We start from the raw sequence: 22,179 nt of genomic DNA, 5'->3' as shown, positions 1-22,179 counted from the left end.
CTTACTCCTGCCCTGCGCCATATTGTTTGCCGACTGCGGCGGCCATTAATGCTTCCTGAGTGACGTTTTCCGCGGCAAACTCCCCGCTTATCCGCCCTTCGTGCATGACCAGAATCCGGTCACTCATCCCCATCACTTCCGGCATTTCCGATGAAATAAGGATGATACTCAGGCCTTCCTGTTTAAATTTGTTGATCAGCTGATAAATCTCTTTCTTCGCCCCGACATCCACACCGCGTGTCGGTTCATCGAGGATCAGGACTTTCGGCCGGGTCATCAGACCGCGGGCGATGGCCACTTTCTGCTGATTACCGCCGGATAAAAATCCGATGATTTGATCCATACCCGGGGTTTTGATATTGAACAGCTGAATAAAATCACTGACGGTCAGATGCTCTTCTTTATGATTAAGGCGTCCGGTTTTGCTGCTGAAATACGGCAGCGCCGTCAGAGACATATTCTCTTTTACTGACATCCCCAGTACCAGACCATCACGTTTGCGGTCTTCGGAGATATACACGATACCGTTATTCAGTCCGGCTTTCGGCGAGTTTATCTGACAAACTTTGCCGTCCATTTCGACAGTACCGCCGGTTTTTGCCATCGCACCGTAAATGATTTTCATCAGTTCAGTACGTCCCGCGCCCATCAGCCCGGAAACACCGAGAATTTCGTTTTCATGCAGTGTGAAACTGACATCATGCACATCGCGGCCGCACAGGTTTTTCACCACCAGCTTCTCTTTGCCGCGCGGCAGATTCAGACGCGGATACTGATCTTCCAGCTTGCGCCCGACCATCATTTCAATCAGGGTATCTTCTGTCAGGTCAGATACCGGTTTTTCACCGATAAACTGACCGTCACGGAATACCGTCACATCATCGCAAATCTCAAAAATCTCTTTCAGACGGTGAGAGATATAGACAATCCCGCAGCCCTGCTCACGCAATTCGCGGATCACACTGAAAAGTGATTCGGTTTCAGTGTCGGTCAGTGCGTCCGTCGGTTCATCCATGATGATGACTTTCGACTCAAAGCTGAGCACCTTGGCGATTTCCACCATCTGCTGATCGCCGATAGACAGTTCCGCCACCAGCCGGTGACTGCTGTAAGAAAGATTCAGACGGGCCAGTAACTTATCCGCTTCGGCATACATCTTTTTCCAGTCGATATTGCCGAAACGGCCGGTGAATTCTCGGCCGAGGAAAATATTTTCTGCAATCGTCAGTTCCGGGATCAGGTTCAGTTCCTGATGGATAATCCCGATACCGGCTTCCTGAGACGATTTCGGCCCCGTAAACTGACGCTCCTGCCCCAGAAACAGAATCTGACCGGCATCTTTTTTATAGATCCCGGTCAGCACTTTCATCATGGTGGATTTACCGGCGCCGTTCTCTCCGACCAGCGCCATCACTCTGCCGGGATAAACCCGCAGGGCGGCACCGGATAAGGCTTTCACACCCGGGAAAGCTTTATCGATACCTTTGAGTTCAAGTAACGGTTCCATAGACACCTCAGAATGTCACGCCGGAGAACAGCATCACATTGGCAAACGGTGTGCACTCACCGGTCCGGATCACGGCACGGCTGTTTTGTGTCTGTAATTTGAAAGAAGCATGAGTAACATACTGAATCTGAATCACATTCCCCTGCTGTAATTCCAGGGCTTTCAGATGAGCCACAATCGCATCATGCAGTTCACTGTTGTGTGTCTGGATATCTTCCGCCATCAGAGCGGCTTCCACCTGCATCTCCTGTGTGATGACTTTAAACACCGACATAAAATCAGGCACACCCTGTGTTAATGCCAGATCAATACGCGGTGTGGCGGGCGGGATCGGCAGCCCGGCATCAGCAACAGTAATATGGTCGGTATGACCCAGACGCGCGATAACTGCGGAAACATCACCGTTCAGTAAAGCCCCTTTCTTCATAAAATCCTCCTGAGCGAAACGTTTCGCTTTTAAACTATGGTAGAAAAAATACGGGAAAACTCAATATTCATTCCCGAAAAATGTGATGGTGATCGAAACGTTTCGCTTGTGAATGTGTTAAATAAAAAATATAACTGATTGAATGAGTTATAGCTGAATGGATTCAATTATACCGGCAGCTTCCCCCCTGAAATCACCGGTTCCCCTCCCGGATATCCCGGATTTTTTATCACTCTGTTACACCACTGATAAGTTATGACATCGCAGAACATATCCCGGTGTTGTTATGTTGATTTCCCCCTCTCATACCGGAGATCTTCTTATGATAAAAAAAACGGCATTTGCCGGCATACTTTTCTGTTTACTGACTTCACAGGCGTTTGCTCACGGCTATATCACTGAACCGGCCTCACGGGCAGCAAATTGCCGTGACGGTGAAAATCCCGCTGCAATGTGTGGCTCCGCCCAATGGGAACCACAAAGTATTGAAACATTATCCGGATTTCCGGACGGAAAATTCCCGCCGGACGGCCGGCTTGCCAGCGGGGGTATTGAGCGTTTTCTGCCACTCGATACCCCCGGTGATAACTGGCATCAGATAACGGTAAAACCGGGAACCGCCATGTTCACCTGGAAAATAACAGCTGCCCACAAAACCCGTAACTGGCGTTACTACATCACCAGGCCGGACTGGCAGCCGGGAGCCCCGCTGACCCGGGCATCATTTGAATCCGAACCATTCTGTAGTTATGACGGTAAAAATCAGGTTCCGCCGCAGACAGTGACACATCAGTGCACCATTCCGGAACGGAGCGGCTATCAGATTATTTACGGTGTATGGGAAATCGCGGATACCGCCAACAGTTTCTATCAGGTGATTGATGTCCGGTTTGACTGATGTTCTGTTTTACTGATTAACAGCATTGCCGGTATCCCCGGCAATTTTTTTATCACTATTTGCGCAAAAAGCAGAAGAAACGTGATTTTACGCAGTAAACGCGGTAGCTTTTTTAGTTTATAAACGCAGAAACTGCATCAGTAAATTCACGGGAGTCCCATGCAACGTTCTGAACGTATCGCCCGGCTGAGCCGACATCTGGAATCCGGGCTGTATGAACGACAGCACGCCATCCGGCTCTGCTTACTGGCAACCCTCAGCGGGGAAAGTGTTTTTCTGCTCGGCCCGCCGGGAATAGCCAAAAGTATGATTGCACGGCGGATGAAACTGGTTTTCAGTGACGCCCGTGCCTTTGAGTATCTGATGACCCGCTTCTCCACCCCGGAGGAGATCTTCGGCCCGCTCTCAATTCAGGCACTGAAAGATGAAGGGAAATATCAGCGCATCACGCAGGGATATCTGCCGGATGCGGAAATCGTGTTTCTCGACGAAATCTGGAAAGCCGGTCCCGCTATCCTTAATACCCTGCTGACCGCGATTAACGAACGCAAATACCGTAACGGCGACAGCGAAAGCGCTATCCCGATGCGGTTGCTGGTGGCCGCCTCCAACGAACTGCCGGATAACGACAGCAGCCTGGAAGCCCTCTATGACCGGATGCTGATCCGCTTATGGCTGGATAAACTACAGGAAAAACAGAGTTTCCGCGCCATGCTCACCGTCACACCCGGCGCATCAGATGAACAGATCCCCGCGCATCTTCAGGTAACCGATGAGGAATATCATCAGTGGCAGGAAGAAATTGACCGTGTTGTGCTGACCGATCAGATATTTGAACTGATTTATCAGCTGCGTCAGCAGATTGAACGGCTGGATAACGCGCCGTATATCTCAGACCGGCGCTGGAAAAAAGCACTGCGGCTGTTACAGGCCAGTGCGTTTTTCAACGACCACAGCAGTATCACGCCTCTTGATCTGATTTTGCTGAAAGATTGCCTGTGGCATGATTCCGCGTCACTGAAAGATGTTCCGCAGCTGCTGACACAACTGGTGTGTGAGCAGGCCTATCAGCAGCGCAGCCTGCTGCTGGAGCTGGAAAAATACTATCAGGAATGGATACTGGAAACGCAGACCCGGCAACAGCAGGATGCCTTCAGTGTTATCCGCAGCAGTGCCCGTTTCGGGCGCAAAGTCAGCTATACGTTACCGGATACCCTGCCGCCCGGCCCGGTAACGCTGTTTTTACATAATCCCCTGACATTACATGATATGACCGTTACCCATGTGACTATTGAACGCAGTGCGTTTGATACCTTCTTTGATAAAGGCGTCTTTGATAAAGGAGGGAACATTGCGGCAAAACTCAATGGTATCGGGTTTACTCAGTCGGTTTCTGCCGCAGTGAATGATAACGGTCTGCTGGAACTGCATGATGTCAGCCTGCGCAGCAGCACGCTGTTCCCTGCGGATACTGACAGCCGGATGACAGAAGCACAAACACAAATCTGGCTGGATAAGCTTTCCGGAATCCGTCAGACCCTGGTACAGCAGCGTCAGCTGTTTGCACAGCATCAGCCTGCTCTGTTTGTCAGTGATGACTGGATTGCGCAGATAGAGGAAAGCTTCCTGCCGGTGACAGAGCGTCTCGATAAACTGACTCAGCAGATGAGCAGCACTCCGTGTTAAGTCTTTCGGCACTGGATGTCGCGCTGGCCGTCAATGAAGGGGAACTGATTGAAGAGATCCTGCTGACACTGCTGGCCGCCCCGCAACTGGCCTGGTTTTTCGAAAAACACCCGCGTTTGCGCCGGGCGGTACTGACCGATTTGCCATCATGGCGCAAATCACTGGAAGAACGGGTCAGAGAAGCGCTGGTTCCGGCGGCACTGGCGGATGAATTCTGTCTTTACCAGAAAAGCACTGCCGCAGACCGGACAGAATTTTACCGTCAGCTGCCGGAAATACTCAAAGCACTGGAGGACATAAACTCCCCGTTCTCTCCGGAAGCCCACCGCCTGCACAGAGATGAGCAGGAAACCACCTCTCATCAGATATTATTCAATCAGCGCTGGCGCATCAGCCTGATTTTACAGGTCACCGCTTACCACAAAGAGATTCTGGAGCAGGAAAAAGAACAGCTCCTCGCCGAGCTTCAGCAGCATCTGGCGCTGAGCGGCAATCTTGATCCGATCATCAGTGAAAATGAACAGGCTTCCGGCAAGTTATGGGATCTGACAAAAGGATCACTGAAATCCCCGGGACCGGCGGATGATCTCCTGCTGCGTTACAGTGAGTTCTTAAAATCCCAGCCGGAACTGGAAAAACTGGCCTCGCTGCTGGGGCGCAGCCAGACAGCGAAATCCGTCCCTCAGGACAGTGCGGTGACAGAACCGGTCATCATAACTGAGCTGGTGCCGGATCAGACCCCGGAAGAGGTCAGCGGGGTCGGGCTGAGTGATGATGTGCTGCGTCTTCTGCCCGCAGAGCTGGCATTACTCGGCATCAGCGGTCTGGAGCTGGAATTTTACCGGAAGCTGGCTGAGAAACAGCTGTATACCTACCGGTTACAGGGCGATCACTGGCAGGAACGGCAGGTGATGCGGCCGATCGTTCATCATAAAGATGAAAAACAGCCGCGCGGTCCTTTCATTATCTGTATCGATACCTCCGGCTCGATGGGCGGCTTTAATGAACGCTGCGCCAAAGCGTTTTGTCTTGCACTGGTCAAAATTGCCATGGCTGATAACCGGCAGTGTCATGTCATGCTCTTTTCCACCGAACAGGTACATTATGATTTTCTCGGTCAGGACGGCATCGAACAGATGACCCGCTTTCTGCTGCAGAGTTTTAAAGGCGGAACAGACCTGGCATCCTGTCTGACAGAAACGGCAAAACGGCTGGAGACACCGCAGTGGCGTGATGCGGATGTGGTGGTGATATCTGATTTTATTGCCCAGCGGCTGCCGGATGAAGTGGTAAAGCAGGTTAAACGTTCACAGCAGCAGGGAAAACACCGCTTCCATGCGGTAGCCCTGTCCCATTACGGAAAGCCCGGTATCATGCGGATTTTTGATCACATCTGGCGTTTTGATACCGGCTTAAAAAATCGTCTGCTGCGCCGTTTCAGGCGGTGAGCCTCCGGGCTCACCGTACAGCAAAAGTATTACAGCATATCAGAGATGGTTTCACGCACTTCCGGTGCCCACACACTGCACTGTACCTGGCCGATATGGCTGCGCTGGAGCAGTAACATCACCAGACGTGACTGGCCGATCCCGCCGCCGATAGTCTGCGGCATTTCACCGGCTGCCAGCGATTTGTGCCAGTCCAGCTCCATGCGCACCTGCTGGCCGGTCAGTTCCAGCTGACGCGCCAGGGTGACCGGGTCGACACGGATACCCATTGAGGATAACTCAAACGCATCCTGTAAAACCGGGTTCCACACGAGGATATCCCCGTTCAGCCCTTTGTAGCCGTCACTGTTCTCAGTGGTCCAGTCATCATAATCCGGTGCACGGACATCATGGGACTCGCCATGAGATAATTTACCGCCGATACCGATTAAGAATACGGCACCCAGTTCTTTCGCGATGGCACGTTCACGACCTTTGGCATCCAGGTCCGGATAACGCGCAAGCAGCTCTTCAGAGTGAATAAAATGAATTTGGTCCGGCAGGAACGGTGTCAGACCAAATTCCTTACTTACTGCAAGTTCTGTTTCTTTTATTGTCTGATATATTTTACTCACTGTCTGCTTCAGATAAGGCAGCGTACGCTCCTCATCTGCCATCACTTTTTCCCAGTCCCACTGATCAACATAGACAGAATGGATTGGGGTTAAGCGATCCTCATCAGGACGCAACGCTTTCATGTCGGTGTACAGACCCTGACCCGGCAGAAAATCAAAACGCCCTAAGGTTTTGCGTTTCCATTTAGCCAGTGAATGCACGACTTCAAAGGTTGAGCCCGGCAATGATTTAACTTTCACCTGAACCGCTTTCTCGCTGCCGGATAAATTATCCTGAGTACCATCACCCACGCGGCTTAAGATTGGCCCCTGGACTTCAATAAGGCCCAGTTGTTTTTCCAGCAGACGTGAGAAATATGACTTCACGAAGCTGATTTGCTGCTGCTGTCGGATGAATGATTTTTCCATGATAATAATCCTTGATATGCGGAACATGTATTGCCTGTGAAATAGATTAAGCAACAGAATGGGGTATAAATTCAATATCCTTTAGCAAAAATACCCTTTGCTATTTATAAAATTCATTTTTATGATGCTAAAAATGAATTTTCGTTAATTTAAGGGGCATAAAATGGCCGAAATTTATCAGATCGACAATCTGGACCGTGACATACTTCACGCTTTAATGGCGAATGCCCGTACACCTTACGCCGAACTGGCGAAAAAGTTTGCCGTCAGTCCCGGCACCATTCATGTCCGGGTCGAGAAAATGAAACAGGCAGGTATTATCACCGGCACCCGGGTGGATATCAGTGAAAAGCAGCTGGGATTTGATGTGACCTGCTTTATCGGCATCATCCTGAAAAGTGCCAAAGATTACCCCGCCGCCCTCAAAAAACTCGATAAGCTGGATGAAGTGGTGGAAGTCTATTACACCACCGGGCAATACAGCATCTTTATAAAGGTGATGTGCAAAACAATAGAATCTTTGCAGGACGTACTTATCAACAAGATACAGAGTATTGATGAGATACAGTCCACTGAAACCCTGATCTCCTTACAGAATCCGATCATACGGACGATCCGCCCGTAAAAAAAATTTCTTATAACCACATTATCCACAGGTAGATCCCAGCTGTTTCACAGCGTACAATAGCCGCTCTTTACAGCAGGGGATCACCATGACCACAGTTACTCTCATCACAGGCAGTACAATGGGCAGCGCAGAATATGTCGCTGAGCATGTTGCTGAAATACTGGAAAACGCCGGTTTTACCACAGATGTGCAGCACGGGCCTGAAGCGGATGACGTGCCGCAGCAGAACAGTACCTGGTTAATAGTCACCTCCACACACGGTGCCGGTGATCTCCCTGAAAATATACAGTCATTTGCCGATGCGCTGCGTGAACAGCAGCCTGATCTCAGCACTGTCCGTTACGGTGCCATCGGGATCGGCAGCAGTGAATATGACACTTTCTGCGGTGCGGTCCGTACACTGGATACCCTTCTTGCCTCTTTAGGTGCGGAAAAAATCGGTCAGTCACTCGAAATTGATATTCAGAAACACGATATTCCTGAAGATCCGGCTGAGATCTGGATCGAAGAATGGAAAAATTTACTCTGATTTGCTGATAAAAACAGCGATCAACTGTGGATAACTCGGGGATCAACTTGCGATCAACCCGTAGTTATTCACTGTATAAGATCACTCTCCGCCAGGCCCTGTGAATAAGTACCCGTTTTGACCCCAGCTTATACTGAACAGGATCAACGGTACTGCACAGGAAATGATCCTTTACAGTTTTATGATCTTTATGGGGATTTATCACTTATCCACAGAGGATCGCGATCCTAATAAAAGATCTAATAAAGAGATCTTTAAATAAAAAGATCTTTATATAATTACCTGCGTCTTTACCGCTCATGGTCAGACGGCAAGAGTTGAGTTATATTCTCTCCCCCGATGCGCTACTGCATTTTGTAATGAAGGTTTATCATGTTTTATCCGGATCATTTTGACGTCATTGTTATCGGCGGTGGCCACGCCGGTACTGAAGCTGCGATGGCAGCGGCACGTATGGGCCGTCAAACACTTTTACTGACTCACAATATCGACACTCTGGGTCAGATGTCCTGCAACCCTGCTATCGGTGGGATCGGTAAAGGGCATCTGGTTAAAGAGATCGATGCACTCGGCGGATTAATGGCACATGCCACTGACCGTGCGGGTATTCAGTTCAGAACCCTGAACGCCAGCAAAGGGCCGGCAGTGCATGCCACCCGTGCTCAGGCTGACCGTGTGCTTTACCGGCTGGCCGTTCGTACCGCACTGGAAAACCAGCCCAACCTGATGATTTTCCAGCAGCCGGTTGAAGATCTTATCGTTGAAAACGATATTGTTACCGGTGCGGTAACCCGGATGGGACTGAAATTCAGAGCCAAATCGGTGGTACTGACTGTCGGGACATTCCTGGACGGCAAAATTCATATCGGACTGGAAAACTACAGCGGCGGCCGTGCCGGTGATCCGCCGTCAGTTTCACTCTCACACCGTCTGCGGGAACTGCCGCTGCGTGTCGGTCGTCTGAAAACAGGGACACCGCCGCGTATTGACGCCCGGACCATCGATTTTGCTCAGCTGACACCGCAATTTGGTGACAACCCGATGCCGGTATTCTCCTTCATGGGCAGTGCGGATGAACATCCGGAACAGATGCCGTGCCACATCACCTACACCAATGAAAAAACCCATGAAGTGATCCGCAATAACCTTGACCGCAGCCCGATGTATGCCGGTGTGATCGAGGGGATCGGCCCGCGCTACTGCCCGTCCATTGAAGACAAAGTGATGCGCTTTGCGGATCGTAACCAGCATCAGATCTTCCTGGAGCCGGAAGGGCTGACCAGCCATGAAATTTACCCGAACGGTATTTCCACCAGCTTACCGTTTGATGTACAGATGCAGATTGTTCACTCGATGAAAGGCATGGAAAACGCACGGATTATGCGTCCGGGTTATGCTATCGAGTATGATTTCTTTGACCCGCGCGACCTGAAACAGACCCTGGAAAGCAAATATCTGCACGGCCTGTTCTTTGCCGGACAAATCAACGGCACCACCGGTTATGAGGAAGCGGCTGCTCAGGGGCTGCTGGCCGGTCTGAACGCCGCCCGTTATTCTGCTGATCAGGAAGGCTGGTTCCCGCGCCGTGATCAGGCTTATATCGGTGTGCTGGTGGACGACCTGTGCACACTCGGCACTAAAGAGCCGTACCGGATGTTTACCTCACGGGCGGAATACCGTCTGATGCTGCGTGAAGACAACGCAGATGCCCGTCTGACGGAAAAAGGCCGTGAACTCGGACTGGTGGATGACGCCCGCTGGGCGCACTTCAGCGAAAAAATGGAGCTGATCGAGAAAGAGCGTCAGCGCCTGAGAGATATCCGCGTTCATCCGCAATCCGAAAGCGTGAAAGAGATCAACGCGATCCTGAATACCCCTCTCTCCAAAGAAGCGACCGGGGAGGATCTTCTCCGCCGTCCGGAAATGGACTATAACCGCCTGATGACCCTGAGTGATTTCGGCCCGGGGGTTGATTCACCGGCCGCAGCACAGCAGGTGGAAATCCAGGTGAAATACGAGGGATATATCTCCCGCCAGCAGGATGAAATTCAGCGCCAGCTGCGTAATGAGAACGCCACACTGCCTGTTGATCTCGATTACAAACAGGTGAGCGGGCTGTCTAACGAAGTGGTGGCCAAACTGAACGACCACAAACCGACATCGATCGGCCAGGCATCACGGATCTCCGGTATCACACCGGCCGCCATTTCGATTCTGCTGGTCTGGCTGAAAAAGCAGGGCCTCCTGCGCCGGAGTGCATAACGGATGAGTGATTTACAGCAACAACTTACCGTACTGCTGCGCAGTACGGACATCCGGCTGACCGATCAGCAGAAACAGCAGCTGACCGGTTATGTGGAGATGCTTCACAAATGGAACAAGGCCTATAACCTGACCTCTGTCCGTCAGCCGGAACAGATGCTGGTGCGTCATATCATGGACAGCATTGTGGTGGAGCCGCATCTGACCGGCAGCCGGTTTATTGATGTCGGAACCGGTCCCGGGCTTCCCGGCGTGCCGCTGGCGATTGTCCGGCCTGAGTCTCACTTTGTCCTGCTCGACAGCCTGGGCAAGCGTGTGCGCTTCCTGAAACAGGTTCAGCATGAACTGGGGCTGACAAACATCGAACCGGTTCAGAGCCGTGTGGAAGAGTATCAGGGCGAGCCATTTGACGGGGTTATCAGTCGTGCGTTTGCATCACTGGACGATATGCTCAGCTGGTGTCATCACCTGCCGGCATCCGGAACCGGACGCTTTTTTGCACTGAAAGGCAGTGTGCCGGAAGAGGAACTGACCCGGTTACCGGAGGGGATTTCTCTCGTCAGTGTCGAAAAACTGGTCGTGCCGCAACTTGATGAACAGCGTCATCTGGTGATTCTTAAGCCAAACTGAGTTTGCTGTACGTCAAAAAACAGAAATATTTTTAAGGGGACGGAGTCAGCGCATTTTCTGCACCGTCCCTTTGTTTTTCCGGAGACGAAAATAAAATGCGTAACCGGGCCGTTACAAAGTAACAACGGCTGATTGGTTACTTTCCGGCAAGTTTATCTGCAAAAAATTTTATGCCGAATCGTTTTTACGGATGACGTATTATTTCAAAATAATTTATTTTATTTAAAATTAATCTGTAAATATCAGTTAAATATTTATTTTTTTGATTAACTGGTTGATTGATATTGCTATTTTTACAGCTGCTAATCGCTATAAAATGTTAATTCAACTAATGTATTTTATGTTATGTGATTTTTGTCACGTTTCAGAAATGAGTTACACGTCGTATTCCGAGGTAGGGTAGACTCTATTTTTTGTACGATTTGTGGCGGCGGCAAAGAAATTAAATTTTTATTCACTTTTTCGCTACTTATTGATTGAAAACAATCTGGCTGCCCGTATAATTTGCACGTTTTTGTCTCTTGACACTCTCGCTCAAAGGCAGTTTTATACATCATTCAGTAAGCCTGACCCCGGAAGGTGCACACGGAGAAACTAAATGTCATGTCTGTCTCCCTTTTCAACGGAAAATTGACCAAAAAACTGTTGTTTTTGCAGTTTATGACGTTTGTTGTTCTTAGTGCGCTTTTTTGCATAAAAAGTATCGAATGGGGGGCTTCCGCGCTTGCCGGGGGAGTAGCCGCATGGATACCGAATGCGATTTTTTTGCTGATCAGTAACCGGCAGAAAGCGCATGAGGAACCGCAGTCGTACCGGATTGCATGGTTTTTTGTGGTGGGGGAAGGGTTTAAAGTTATCTTCGCGATAGCGATACTGATGATTGCTTTAGGAGTGTTTAAAGCGGCAGTTGCACCACTGGTCTTGACCTATTTAGCGGTGCTTTTCGTGCAGATTATCGCACCGGCCGTGCTAAGCGGTTAGCGGTTTTAACAACAAAGGGTAAGAGGCATCATGTCTGCATCAGGAGAAAGTTTAACCACAAAAGAGTATATCGGTGGCCATCTGAATAACCTTCAGCTGGACCTGAATACTTTCGAGTTGGTCAATCCCCATGCGAACGCGACTCCATCTTTTTGGACGCTGAACATTGACTCCCTTTTCTTCTCAGTCGTATTAGGTATTTTCTTTTTATGGCTTTTCAGAAGGGTGGCAAAGAAAGCGACAAGTGGCGTTCCCGGGAAATTTCAGACTGCGGTAGAAATGCTTATCGGCTTCGTTGACAGCAACGTCCGTGATATGTATCACGGCAAGAGCAAGGTTATTGCACCTCTCGCATTAACTGTGTTCGTGTGGGTGCTGCTGATGAACGCACTGGACTTATTACCAATCGACTTCATTCCGTATATCGGTGAACACATCCTCGGTTTACCTGCGCTGCGTATCGTTCCGACCGCAGACGTAAGTATCACACTGTCGATGGCGATTGGTGTATTCGTTCTTATCCTCTTTTACAGCTTCAAGATGAAAGGCGTGAAAGGATTTGCAAAAGAGCTGACATTACAGCCTTTTAACCATCCGTTATTCATTCCTGTCAACCTGATTCTGGAAGGGGTAAGCCTGCTGTCAAAACCTGTTTCCCTCGGTCTGCGACTGTTTGGGAACATGTATGCAGGTGAGCTGATCTTCATTCTTATTGCAGGTCTGCTACCGTGGTGGTCACAATGGTTACTGAGCCTTCCGTGGGCGATTTTCCACATACTGATTATTACGTTACAAGCCTTTATTTTCATGGTTCTGACGATCGTCTATCTGTCGATGGCGTCTGAAGAGCATTAATTTTATTATCAATAACTGTGATTTAACTGAAACAAACTGGAGACTGTCATGGAAAACCTGAATATGGATCTGCTGTACATGGCTGCCGCTGTAATGATGGGCCTGGCGGCTATCGGTGCTGCGATCGGTATCGGCATCCTCGGTGGGAAATTTTTAGAAGGCGCTGCACGCCAGCCGGATTTAATCCCTCTGCTGCGTACTCAGTTCTTCATCGTAATGGGTCTGGTTGACGCCATCCCGATGATCGCTGTAGGTCTGGGCTTGTATGTAATGTTTGCGGTTGCGTAGTGATACGGCCACTCCCGGATATTTACATCAACTCAATTAGATAAAGAGGTATTGTGCTGTGAATCTTAACGCAACAATCCTCGGCCAGGCCATCGCGTTTGTCCTGTTTGTTTTGTTCTGTATGAAGTATGTATGGCCACCGATCATGGCGGCCATTGAAAAACGTCAGAAAGAAATTGCTGACGGTTTATCTTCCGCAGAACGTGCTAAAAAGGACCTGGACTTAGCGCAAGCCAATGCGACCGACCAAATGAAAAAAGCGAAAGCGGAAGCATCTGCCCTGATCGATCAAGCGAATAAACAACGCGCTCAGATCATCGATGAGGCAAAAGCAGAAGCGGAAGTTGAGCGTAGCAAAATCGTAGCACAGGCGCAGGCGGAAATTGACGCCGAACGCAAACGTGCTCGCGAAGAGTTACGTAAACAGGTCGCCATTTTAGCTGTCGCGGGTGCCGAGAAAATTATTGAACGTTCCGTGGATGAAGCTGCTAACAGCGACATCGTTGATAAACTTGTCGCTGAACTGTAAGGAGGATGGGGCATGTCAGAAATCGTTACTGTAGCTCGCCCCTACGCCAAAGCAGCTTTTGACTTTGCTGTGGAAAACCAGGCCGTTGAAAAATGGCAGAACATGCTGGCATTTACCGCTGAAGTGACTCGCAATGAGCAGATCGAAGATCTGATTTCCGGTTCTTTTGCTCCGGAAACCCTGGCTCAGGCGTTTATCACTGTTTGCGGTGAACAGATTGACGAGCATGTGCAGAACCTGGTTCGTATCATGGCTGAGAATGGTCGCTTAGTGACCCTGCCGGAAGTTAGCCGTCAGTTCGCAACATTGCGGGCTGCGCTGGAGTCAACTGTTGAGGTTGAAGTCACTTCAGCCGGCGAACTCAATGAACAGCAGCTGGCGAAAATTTCTGCAGCGATGGAAAAACGTCTGTCACGCAAAGTTAAGCTGAATTGCAAAATTGATAAGTCAGTTATCGCGGGGTTTGTATTGCGCGCCGGTGACCTTGTCATCGACAACAGCATTCGCAATCGACTCGAGCGTCTAACCGACGTCTTGCAGTCTTAAGGGGACTGGAGCATATGCAACTGAATTCCACCGAAATCAGCGAACTGATCAAGCAGCGCATTGCTCAGTTCAATGTCGTGAGTGAAGCTCACAACGAAGGTACGATTGTTTCCGTCAACGACGGTATCATTCGTATCCACGGTTTAGCCGAAGTTATGCAGGGTGAGATGATCTCTCTGCCGGGCAACCGTTATGCTATCGCACTGAACCTGGAGCGCGACTCTGTTGGTGCGGTTGTGATGGGTCCTTATGCCGACCTGGCAGAAGGCATGAAAGTAAAATGTACCGGCCGTATTCTGGAAGTGCCGGTTGGCCGTGGCCTGTTAGGCCGTGTGGTCAACACCCTGGGTGAGCCTATCGATGGTAAAGGCCAGGTTGAGCACGATGGTTTCTCACCTGTCGAAGTTATCGCACCGGGTGTTATCGACCGTCAGTCCGTTGATCAGCCAGTACAGACCGGTTATAAGTCTGTCGATGCGATGATTCCAATCGGCCGTGGTCAGCGTGAGCTGGTCATTGGTGACCGTCAGACCGGTAAAACCGCACTGGCAATCGATGCCATCATCAACCAGCGCGATTCCGGCATCAAATGTATTTACGTCGCAATTGGTCAGAAAGCGTCCACTATTGCTAACGTTGTCCGTAAATTAGAAGAGCACAATGCGCTGGCCAACACGATTGTTGTGGTCGCGAGTGCGTCTGAATCTGCGGCACTGCAATATCTGGCTCCGTATTCCGGTTGTGCAATGGGTGAATACTTCCGTGACCGCGGTGAAGACGCGTTAATCATTTATGATGACCTGTCAAAACAAGCGGTTGCTTACCGTCAGATCTCCCTGCTGCTCCGTCGTCCGCCTGGACGTGAAGCATATCCTGGTGACGTTTTCTATCTGCACTCCCGTCTGCTGGAACGTGCTGCGCGTGTTAACGCGGAATATGTGGAAGCGTTCACCAAGGGTGAAGTGAAAGGTAAAACCGGTTCTCTGACCGCGCTGCCAATCATTGAAACTCAGGCAGGGGACGTATCAGCGTTCGTTCCGACAAACGTTATCTCCATCACTGATGGTCAGATCTTCCTGGAATCTGCGCTGTTCAACGCCGGTATCCGTCCTGCGGTTAACCCGGGGATCTCCGTATCCCGTGTGGGTGGTGCAGCACAGACCAAGATCATGAAAAAACTGTCCGGTGGTATCCGTACCGCTCTGGCACAGTATCGTGAACTGGCGGCGTTCTCACAGTTCGCATCTGACCTTGATGATGCAACCCGTAAACAACTTGACCATGGTCAGAAAGTTACCGAGTTGCTGAAACAGAAACAGTATGCACCAATGTCAGTGGCACAACAGTCTCTGTCACTGTATGCAGCTGAGCGTGGTTACCTGGAAGATATCGAAATTTCGAAAGTCGTGCCGTTTGAAGCTGCTCTGATTGGCTATGCCACTCGTGAACATGCTGATCTTCTGAAAGAAATCGACCAGACGGGTAGCTATAACGATGATATCGAAGCGAAGTTGAAAAACGTGCTCGATACCTTCAAGGCGACTCAGTCCTGGTAATACTAAACGGCCTGTGTGAACAGTACAGGCCGTCTGGTTCATGAGGAGAGCAAATGGCCGGCGCAAAAGAGATACGTTCTAAGATCGCCAGCGTACAAAATACGCAGAAGATCACTAAAGCGATGGAAATGGTCGCGGCGTCCAAAATGCGTAAAACGCAGGACCGCATGGCGGCCAGCCGTCCTTATGCAGAGACCATCCGCAGTGTGATTGGTCACATTGCGTTAGGTAATCTGGAATATAAACATCCATACCTCGAAGAACGCGAGGTTAAGCGTGTCGGGTACCTGGTTGTTTCTACCGACCGTGGTTTGTGTGGTGGCTTGAACATTAACCTGTTCAAGAAGCTGATTGTCGAAATGAAAGATTGGTCTGACAAAGGTGTTCAGATTGATCTGGCACTTATCGGGTCCAAAGCAGCGTCATTCTTTGCCTCTGTGGGCGGTAATGTGGTTGCTCAGGTTAACGGCATGGGTGATGAACCTTCGCTGGCTGACCTTATCGGTTCGGTAAAAGTCATGCTTCAGGCCTACGACGAAGGTCGTCTTGACAAGCTGTACATTGTAACTAACCGGTTTGTGAATACCATGTCTCAGGTTCCGACCATTGTTCAGGTTCTGCCGTTACCGCCAAGCGATGACGAAAACCTGAAGAAGAAAACCTGGGATTATTTATACGAACCTGATCCTAAAGCGTTACTGGATTCCCTTTTACGGCGCTACATCGAAGCGCTGGTATACCAGGGCGTTGTGGAAAACCTGGCCAGTGAGCAGGCCGCGCGTATGGTTGCAATGAAAGCTGCAACTGATAACGGCGGTAACATGATCAAAGAGCTGAATTTAGTTTACAACAAAGCGCGTCAGGCAAGCATTACACAAGAACTCACCGAGATTGTGTCCGGTGCTGCCGCGGTTTAACACCCGGGTTTTACGAATTACGTAGAGGATTCAAGATGGCTACTGGAAAAATCATCCAGGTTATCGGCGCCGTTGTGGACGTCGAATTTCCTCAGGATGCAGTACCGAAAGTGTACGATGCGCTTGAGGTAAAAAATGGTAATGAAAAACTGGTGCTGGAAGTTCAGCAGCAGTTAGGCGGCGGGGTTGTCCGTTGTATCGCTATGGGTACATCTGACGGTCTGAGCCGTAATCTGGAAGTAACCGATTTAGGCCACCCGATCGAAGTCCCTGTCGGCGTGAAAACCTTAGGACGTATCATGAACGTTCTGGGTGATCCGATCGATATGAAAGGTGACATCGGCGCAGAAGAAAAATGGTCTATTCACCGTGCTGCACCAACATACGAAGAACTGTCTAACTCCCAGGAACTGCTGGAAACAGGTATCAAAGTAATGGACCTGATCTGCCCGTTCGCGAAGGGTGGTAAAGTCGGTCTGTTCGGTGGTGCGGGTGTGGGTAAAACCGTAAACATGATGGAACTGATCCGTAACATCGCGATCGAGCACTCCGGTTACTCTGTATTCGCAGGGGTGGGTGAGCGTACCCGTGAAGGTAACGACTTCTATCATGAAATGACTGACTCCAACGTTCTGGACAAAGTATCACTCGTGTACGGCCAGATGAACGAGCCACCGGGAAACCGTCTGCGTGTTGCACTGACCGGTCTGACCATGGCGGAAAAATTCCGTGATGAAGGCCGTGACGTACTGCTGTTCGTTGATAACATCTACCGTTATACCCTGGCCGGTACTGAAGTATCCGCGCTGTTAGGCCGTATGCCTTCAGCGGTAGGTTACCAGCCGACACTGGCGGAAGAAATGGGTGTGCTTCAGGAACGTATCACATCGACCAAAACAGGCTCTATCACGTCTGTACAGGCCGTTTACGTCCCTGCGGATGACTTAACTGACCCGTCTCCTGCAACCACGTTCGCCCACCTTGATGCGACCGTCGTTCTGAGCCGTCAGATTGCGTCTCTGGGTATTTACCCTGCGGTTGACCCGCTGGATTCCACCAGCCGTCAGCTTGACCCGCTCGTTGTTGGTCAGGAGCACTATGATGTTGCCCGTGGCGTACAGTCAATCCTCCAGCGTTATCAGGAACTGAAAGATATCATCGCAATCCTCGGGATGGATGAGCTGTCAGAAGAAGATAAACTGGTTGTTGCCCGTGCCCGTAAAATCCAGCGCTTCCTGTCTCAGCCGTTCTTCGTGGCAGAAGTCTTCACCGGTTCACCGGGTAAGTTCGTTTCCCTGAAAGACACTATTCGTGGCTTTAAAGGTATTCTGGAAGGTGATTACGACCATCTGCCGGAGCAGGCGTTCTACATGGTTGGTACCATCGAAGAAGCTGTGGAAAAAGCGAAGAAGATTTAATTCGGTTGACAGGAGGCTGATATGTCTGCAATGACGTTTCACCTGACGGTAGTAAGTGCCGAGAAACAACTGTTTAAGGGCTTAGTCCAGAAGATTCAGGTGACAGGCAGTGAAGGTGAGCTGGGTATTTACCCGATGCATACCCCGCTGCTGACTGCCATAAAACCGGGCATGGTACGGATTGTTAAGCAATTTGGTGAAGAAGAGCTGATCTACCTTTCAGGCGGAATGCTCGAAGTACAGCCAAACGGCGTTATCGTACTTGCGGACACGGCTATCCGTGCAAATGATCTGGATGCTGCACTGGCGATGGAATCAAAACGCCGCGCAGAAGAAAACATCCGGAAAGCACATGGTGACGTGGATTATGCTCAGGCATCAGCCGAACTGGCAAAAGCAATTGCAAAATTACGTGTAATTGACGAATTAGCCAAGAAGATGATGTAACCGAGGCAGTTAAAATATGAAAGCCAGTCAGTATCTGCTGACTGGCTTTTTTGCGTTGCGAAATATGTGGTATTTTCGTGTGTAAACAGGTTTACTTGGCACTCTAAAAGAGGAGCGATCAGATTTCTTATGTCTACGAATGCTAAAAGTGTGGTAATTCTCGCTGCGGGTAAAGGTACCCGGATGTACTCCGCGCTGCCGAAGGTGTTACATCACCTGGCAGGCAAACCGATGGTTCAGCATGTGATTGATACAGCCCTTTCGCTGGGCGCACAGAACGTGCATCTGGTTTACGGACACGGCGGTGATTTATTACAGAATACGCTGTCGGATCAGAATCTGAACTGGGTGTTACAGGCTGAACAGCTGGGAACCGGGCATGCGATGCAGCAGGCTGCACCTCACTTTGCCGATGACGAAGATATTCTGATGCTGTACGGCGATGTTCCGCTGATTGCGGCTGAAACCCTGGAGCGCCTGATGGCGGTCAAACCGGAAGGGGGGATTGGTCTGCTGACGGTGATCCTGGATAACCCGGCAGGTTACGGACGTATTATCCGCGAAAACGGTCAGGTGACCGGGATAATCGAACAGAAAGATGCCTCTGAAGAACAGCAGAAAATCAACGAAATCAACACCGGTATTCTGGTGGCCAACGGCGGTGATCTCAAACGCTGGTTAGCAAAACTGAACAACAATAATGCGCAGGGTGAATTTTATATCACCGATATTATTGCTATTGCGCATCAGGAAGGGCGTCGTATTGAGACCGCTCATCCGGAAAAACTGAGTGAAATGGAAGGGGTGAATAACCGCCTTCAGCTCGCGGCGCTGGAGCGTATTTATCAGCGTGAACAGGCTGATCGCCTGTTACTCGAAGGTGTCATGATCCTTGATCCGGCACGTTTTGATCTGCGCGGCACCCTGACACACGGTAAAGATATCATCATCGACGTGAATGTTATTATCGAAGGGGATGTAACCCTCGGGAATAATGTGGTGATTGGTGCCGGTTGTGTGCTGAAAGACTGCGTTATCGGTGACGGCTCTGTGCTCAGCCCGTATACCGTGGTTGAATCATCTGAAATGGCACGTGACTGTACTGTCGGGCCGTTTGCCCGTCTGCGTCCGGGCTCTGTGCTGGCGGATAAAGCCCATGTCGGTAACTTCGTGGAAATGAAGAAAGCGACACTTGGCACCGGCTCCAAAGCCGGGCATCTCAGCTATCTGGGGGATGCGGAAATCGGCAATGATGTGAATATCGGTGCCGGAACCATCACCTGTAATTATGATGGTGCGAACAAGTTTAAAACGGTAATCGGCGATGATGTTTTTGTCGGCTCTGATACCCAGCTGGTGGCGCCTGTCACTATCGGGAAAGGTGCGACTGTCGGTGCCGGTACGACCGTAACCAAAGATGTGGGTGAGAATGAACTGGTGATAAGCCGGGTCAGACAAACCCAGATTGCCGGCTGGAAACGTCCGGTAAAAATGAAGAAGTAAATACAATAATAACCCCATATCTACACAGCCCGGGGACACGGCAACGCCGTAAAAACAATCAGGCAGGACATCGTTAAATCAGGAATTTACAACTATGTGTGGAATTGTTGGTGCAGTAGCACAACGTGATATCGCTGAAATTCTGTTAGAAGGGCTTCGTCGTCTGGAATACCGCGGATATGACTCTGCCGGTATGGCGGTTGTGGACAGCGAAGGACATCTGACACGTTTGCGTGAAGTCGGCAAAGTAAAAATGCTGGCGGAAGAAGCAGAAAAAACGCCGGTTTCCGGCGGCACCGGTATCGCGCACACACGCTGGGCAACGCATGGCGAACCGCTGGAACGTAACGCGCACCCGCATGTTTCCGGGACTATCGCCGTTGTTCATAACGGTATTATTGAAAACTACAGTGAATTACGGGAAATACTGAAAGGCCGCGGCTATCAGTTCACTTCCGATACGGACACTGAAGTTATCGCTCATCTGGTAAACCATGAGCTTTCTCAGGGCGGTACACTGCGTGAAGCTGTGCAGCGTGCTATTCCGCAGCTGCGCGGTGCTTACGGTACGGTGATTATGGATTCCCGCACACCGGAACTGCTGGTTGCTGCCCGTTCAGGCAGTCCGCTGGTGGTTGGTCTGGGTGTCGGTGAAAACTTCCTCGCCTCTGATCAACTGGCTCTGCTGCCGGTTACCCGCCGCTTTATCTACCTGGAAGAAGGGGATATTGTCGAAATCACCCGCCGTCATGTGCATATTTTTGACTGCAATGGTGATGCCGCCGAACGTGATGTGATTGAATCCAACGTTCAGTATGATGCCGGTGATAAAGGTATTTACCGCCATTATATGCAGAAAGAGATCTATGAGCAGCCGCTGGCCATCAAAAATACGATGGAAGGGCGTCTGCGTAATGACACGGTTGAGTTCAGCGAACTGGGTGAAAAAGCCCGTGATGTGCTGTCCGGTATCGAGCATATCCAGATTGTCGCCTGTGGTACGTCATTCAATGCCGGGATGGTATCCCGTTACTGGTTTGAAGCACTGGCGGGTATTCCGTGTGATGTCGAAATCGCCTCTGAATTCCGTTACCGCAAACCGGCCTGCCGCAAGAACAGCCTGCTGATCACGATTTCACAATCCGGTGAAACCGCAGATACCCTGGCTGCGCTGCGTCTGGGTAAAGAATTGGGTTATCTGACTTCACTGGCTATCTGTAACGTTGCCGGTTCATCGCTGGTACGTGAATCTGATTTTGCCGTGATGACCAAAGCCGGAACCGAAATCGGTGTGGCTTCCACCAAGGCATTTACCACTCAGCTGACTGTTCTGCTGATGCTGGTGGCTTACCTCGGTCGTCTGAAAGGCAAAGGTGAGGAACTGGAGCACCGTATTGTGACTGCACTGCATGCTCTGCCTAGCCGTATTGAAAGCATGCTGTCCCAGGACAAAGTCATCGAGCAACTGGCGGAAGATTTCTCTGACAAGAGCCACGCACTGTTCCTGGGCCGCGGGGATCAGTTCCCGATTGCGGTGGAAGGCGCGCTGAAACTCAAAGAGATCTCGTATATTCACGCAGAAGCCTATGCAGCCGGTGAATTAAAACACGGCCCGCTGGCTCTGATTGATGCGGATATGCCGGTTATTATCGTGGCACCGAACAACGAACTGCTGGAAAAACTGAAATCCAACATTGAAGAAGTCCGTGCCCGTGGTGGCCTGCTGTATGTCTTCGCGGATAAAGACGCCGGTTTCAGCGACAGCGAAAATATGAAAATTATTCCGCTGCCGTATGTGGAAGAGCTTATTGCCCCAATCTTCTACACCATTCCGTTACAACTGCTTTCCTATCACGTCGCCTTAATTAAAGGCACCGATGTGGATCAGCCGCGTAACCTGGCAAAATCAGTGACGGTGGAATAAACCGGAGTCTGATTTAGTTTCAGAGAATTAAAGATTCAGGCCCGGAGCGCATCGCTGTGATGCACTCCGGGCTTTTTTTTACCCGGGTATTTCCATTGTTAAGAAAAACAACATCATTATTTGACCAATAATCATATTTGTAAACTAAATGTGATTAAGTTCACTTACTTATCAGTAA

21 protein-coding genes are annotated in these 22,179 nt (G+C 50.2%); 18 read left to right on the top strand and 3 right to left on the bottom strand.

What is annotated here, in order from left to right:
• Nucleotide 1 precedes the first annotated feature (1 nt).
• Both rbsA and rbsD read right to left on the bottom strand, forming a co-directional pair.
• Nucleotides 2–1,507 carry a ribose ABC transporter ATP-binding protein RbsA gene (gene rbsA, locus R5268_RS15655; protein ID WP_052927984.1) on the bottom strand — a complete coding sequence of 502 codons (1,506 nt, stop codon included), beginning with the start codon at nt 1,505–1,507 and terminating at the stop codon, nt 2–4.
• 7 nt (nt 1,508–1,514) lie between these two features.
• Nucleotides 1,515–1,934: a D-ribose pyranase gene (rbsD, locus tag R5268_RS15650; RefSeq protein WP_004236749.1), complete on the bottom strand. Its 420-nt coding sequence runs from the start codon at nt 1,932–1,934 to the stop codon at nt 1,515–1,517.
• Nucleotides 1,935–2,256: 322 nt separating this feature from the next.
• Here rbsD and R5268_RS15645 point away from each other — a divergent pair, with 322 nt between their 5' ends.
• From R5268_RS15645 to viaA, 3 genes are all read left to right on the top strand, one after another.
• Nucleotides 2,257–2,832, top strand: coding sequence for a lytic polysaccharide monooxygenase (locus tag R5268_RS15645; protein ID WP_107679597.1), 576 nt, complete (start codon nt 2,257–2,259; stop codon nt 2,830–2,832).
• A 159-nt stretch (nt 2,833–2,991) separates the two neighbouring features.
• Nucleotides 2,992–4,518 (top strand): ATPase RavA, encoded by a 1,527-nt coding sequence (ravA, locus tag R5268_RS15640; RefSeq protein ID WP_317419670.1) that lies wholly within the window; start codon nt 2,992–2,994, stop codon nt 4,516–4,518.
• Complete coding sequence (gene viaA, locus R5268_RS15635) at nt 4,512–5,966, top strand: ATPase RavA stimulator ViaA (RefSeq protein ID WP_052927982.1); 1,455 nt, start codon at nt 4,512–4,514, stop codon at nt 5,964–5,966. The genes ravA and viaA overlap by 7 nt, the downstream gene beginning before the upstream one ends.
• Before the next feature lie 29 nt (nt 5,967–5,995).
• Here viaA and asnA read toward each other — a convergent pair whose 3' ends face one another.
• Complete coding sequence (gene asnA, locus R5268_RS15630) at nt 5,996–6,988, bottom strand: aspartate--ammonia ligase (RefSeq protein WP_046892817.1); 993 nt, start codon at nt 6,986–6,988, stop codon at nt 5,996–5,998.
• 163 nt (nt 6,989–7,151) lie between these two features.
• On the opposite strand from asnA, the gene asnC reads away from it, so the two are divergent.
• The 15 genes from asnC to glmS all read left to right on the top strand — a co-directional run bounded on the left by asnC (nt 7,152) and on the right by glmS (nt 22,001).
• Complete coding sequence (gene asnC, locus R5268_RS15625; protein WP_004240216.1) at nt 7,152–7,613, top strand: transcriptional regulator AsnC; 462 nt, start codon at nt 7,152–7,154, stop codon at nt 7,611–7,613.
• Nucleotides 7,614–7,701: 88 nt separating this feature from the next.
• Entirely contained in the window at nt 7,702–8,145 is a 444-nt protein-coding gene (mioC, locus tag R5268_RS15620) for an FMN-binding protein MioC (RefSeq protein WP_052927981.1), read from the top strand.
• Between the two features lie 372 nt (nt 8,146–8,517).
• The gene (gene mnmG, locus R5268_RS15615; RefSeq protein ID WP_182106365.1) at nt 8,518–10,407 is read left to right on the top strand and encodes a tRNA uridine-5-carboxymethylaminomethyl(34) synthesis enzyme MnmG; all 1,890 of its coding nucleotides are present in this window, start codon (nt 8,518–8,520) and stop codon (nt 10,405–10,407) included.
• 3 nt (nt 10,408–10,410) lie between these two features.
• Nucleotides 10,411–11,037, top strand: coding sequence for a 16S rRNA (guanine(527)-N(7))-methyltransferase RsmG (gene rsmG, locus R5268_RS15610; protein WP_317419669.1), 627 nt, complete (start codon nt 10,411–10,413; stop codon nt 11,035–11,037).
• Between the two features lie 603 nt (nt 11,038–11,640).
• Complete coding sequence (gene atpI, locus R5268_RS15605) at nt 11,641–12,018, top strand: F0F1 ATP synthase subunit I (protein ID WP_004236739.1); 378 nt, start codon at nt 11,641–11,643, stop codon at nt 12,016–12,018.
• Nucleotides 12,019–12,048: 30 nt separating this feature from the next.
• Nucleotides 12,049–12,873, top strand: coding sequence for a F0F1 ATP synthase subunit A (gene atpB, locus R5268_RS15600; protein WP_004236738.1), 825 nt, complete (start codon nt 12,049–12,051; stop codon nt 12,871–12,873).
• A 48-nt stretch (nt 12,874–12,921) separates the two neighbouring features.
• Entirely contained in the window at nt 12,922–13,161 is a 240-nt protein-coding gene (gene atpE, locus R5268_RS15595; RefSeq protein WP_000429386.1) for a F0F1 ATP synthase subunit C, read from the top strand.
• 58 nt (nt 13,162–13,219) lie between these two features.
• Nucleotides 13,220–13,690 (top strand): F0F1 ATP synthase subunit B, encoded by a 471-nt coding sequence (gene atpF, locus R5268_RS15590; RefSeq protein ID WP_024473723.1) that lies wholly within the window; start codon nt 13,220–13,222, stop codon nt 13,688–13,690.
• Nucleotides 13,691–13,702: 12 nt separating this feature from the next.
• Complete coding sequence (atpH, locus tag R5268_RS15585; protein WP_025153703.1) at nt 13,703–14,236, top strand: F0F1 ATP synthase subunit delta; 534 nt, start codon at nt 13,703–13,705, stop codon at nt 14,234–14,236.
• Between the two features lie 14 nt (nt 14,237–14,250).
• Nucleotides 14,251–15,792: a F0F1 ATP synthase subunit alpha gene (atpA, locus tag R5268_RS15580; protein ID WP_025153702.1), complete on the top strand. Its 1,542-nt coding sequence runs from the start codon at nt 14,251–14,253 to the stop codon at nt 15,790–15,792.
• Between the two features lie 53 nt (nt 15,793–15,845).
• Entirely contained in the window at nt 15,846–16,709 is an 864-nt protein-coding gene (atpG, locus tag R5268_RS15575; RefSeq protein ID WP_046892821.1) for a F0F1 ATP synthase subunit gamma, read from the top strand.
• Between the two features lie 35 nt (nt 16,710–16,744).
• Nucleotides 16,745–18,127, top strand: coding sequence for a F0F1 ATP synthase subunit beta (gene atpD, locus R5268_RS15570; RefSeq protein WP_024473722.1), 1,383 nt, complete (start codon nt 16,745–16,747; stop codon nt 18,125–18,127).
• Between the two features lie 21 nt (nt 18,128–18,148).
• Entirely contained in the window at nt 18,149–18,574 is a 426-nt protein-coding gene (locus R5268_RS15565; RefSeq protein WP_004236731.1) for a F0F1 ATP synthase subunit epsilon, read from the top strand.
• Nucleotides 18,575–18,703: 129 nt separating this feature from the next.
• On the top strand, nt 18,704–20,077 hold the full coding sequence (glmU, locus tag R5268_RS15560; protein WP_182106363.1) for a bifunctional UDP-N-acetylglucosamine diphosphorylase/glucosamine-1-phosphate N-acetyltransferase GlmU: 1,374 nt from the start codon (nt 18,704–18,706) through the stop codon (nt 20,075–20,077).
• 94 nt (nt 20,078–20,171) lie between these two features.
• A complete protein-coding gene (gene glmS, locus R5268_RS15555; RefSeq protein ID WP_166706749.1) occupies nt 20,172–22,001 on the top strand; it encodes a glutamine--fructose-6-phosphate transaminase (isomerizing) in 1,830 nt (609 codons plus the stop codon).
• Nucleotides 22,002–22,179 lie beyond the last annotated feature (178 nt).

This window comes from Morganella sp. BCCO 40_0007 (assembly GCF_032989665.1).
GTDB classification, from domain to species: Bacteria; Pseudomonadota; Gammaproteobacteria; order Enterobacterales; family Enterobacteriaceae; genus Morganella; species Morganella sibonii.
The sequence above is the reverse complement of the archived record's forward strand: the minus strand, read 5'-3'. Positions and strand labels throughout refer to the sequence as shown.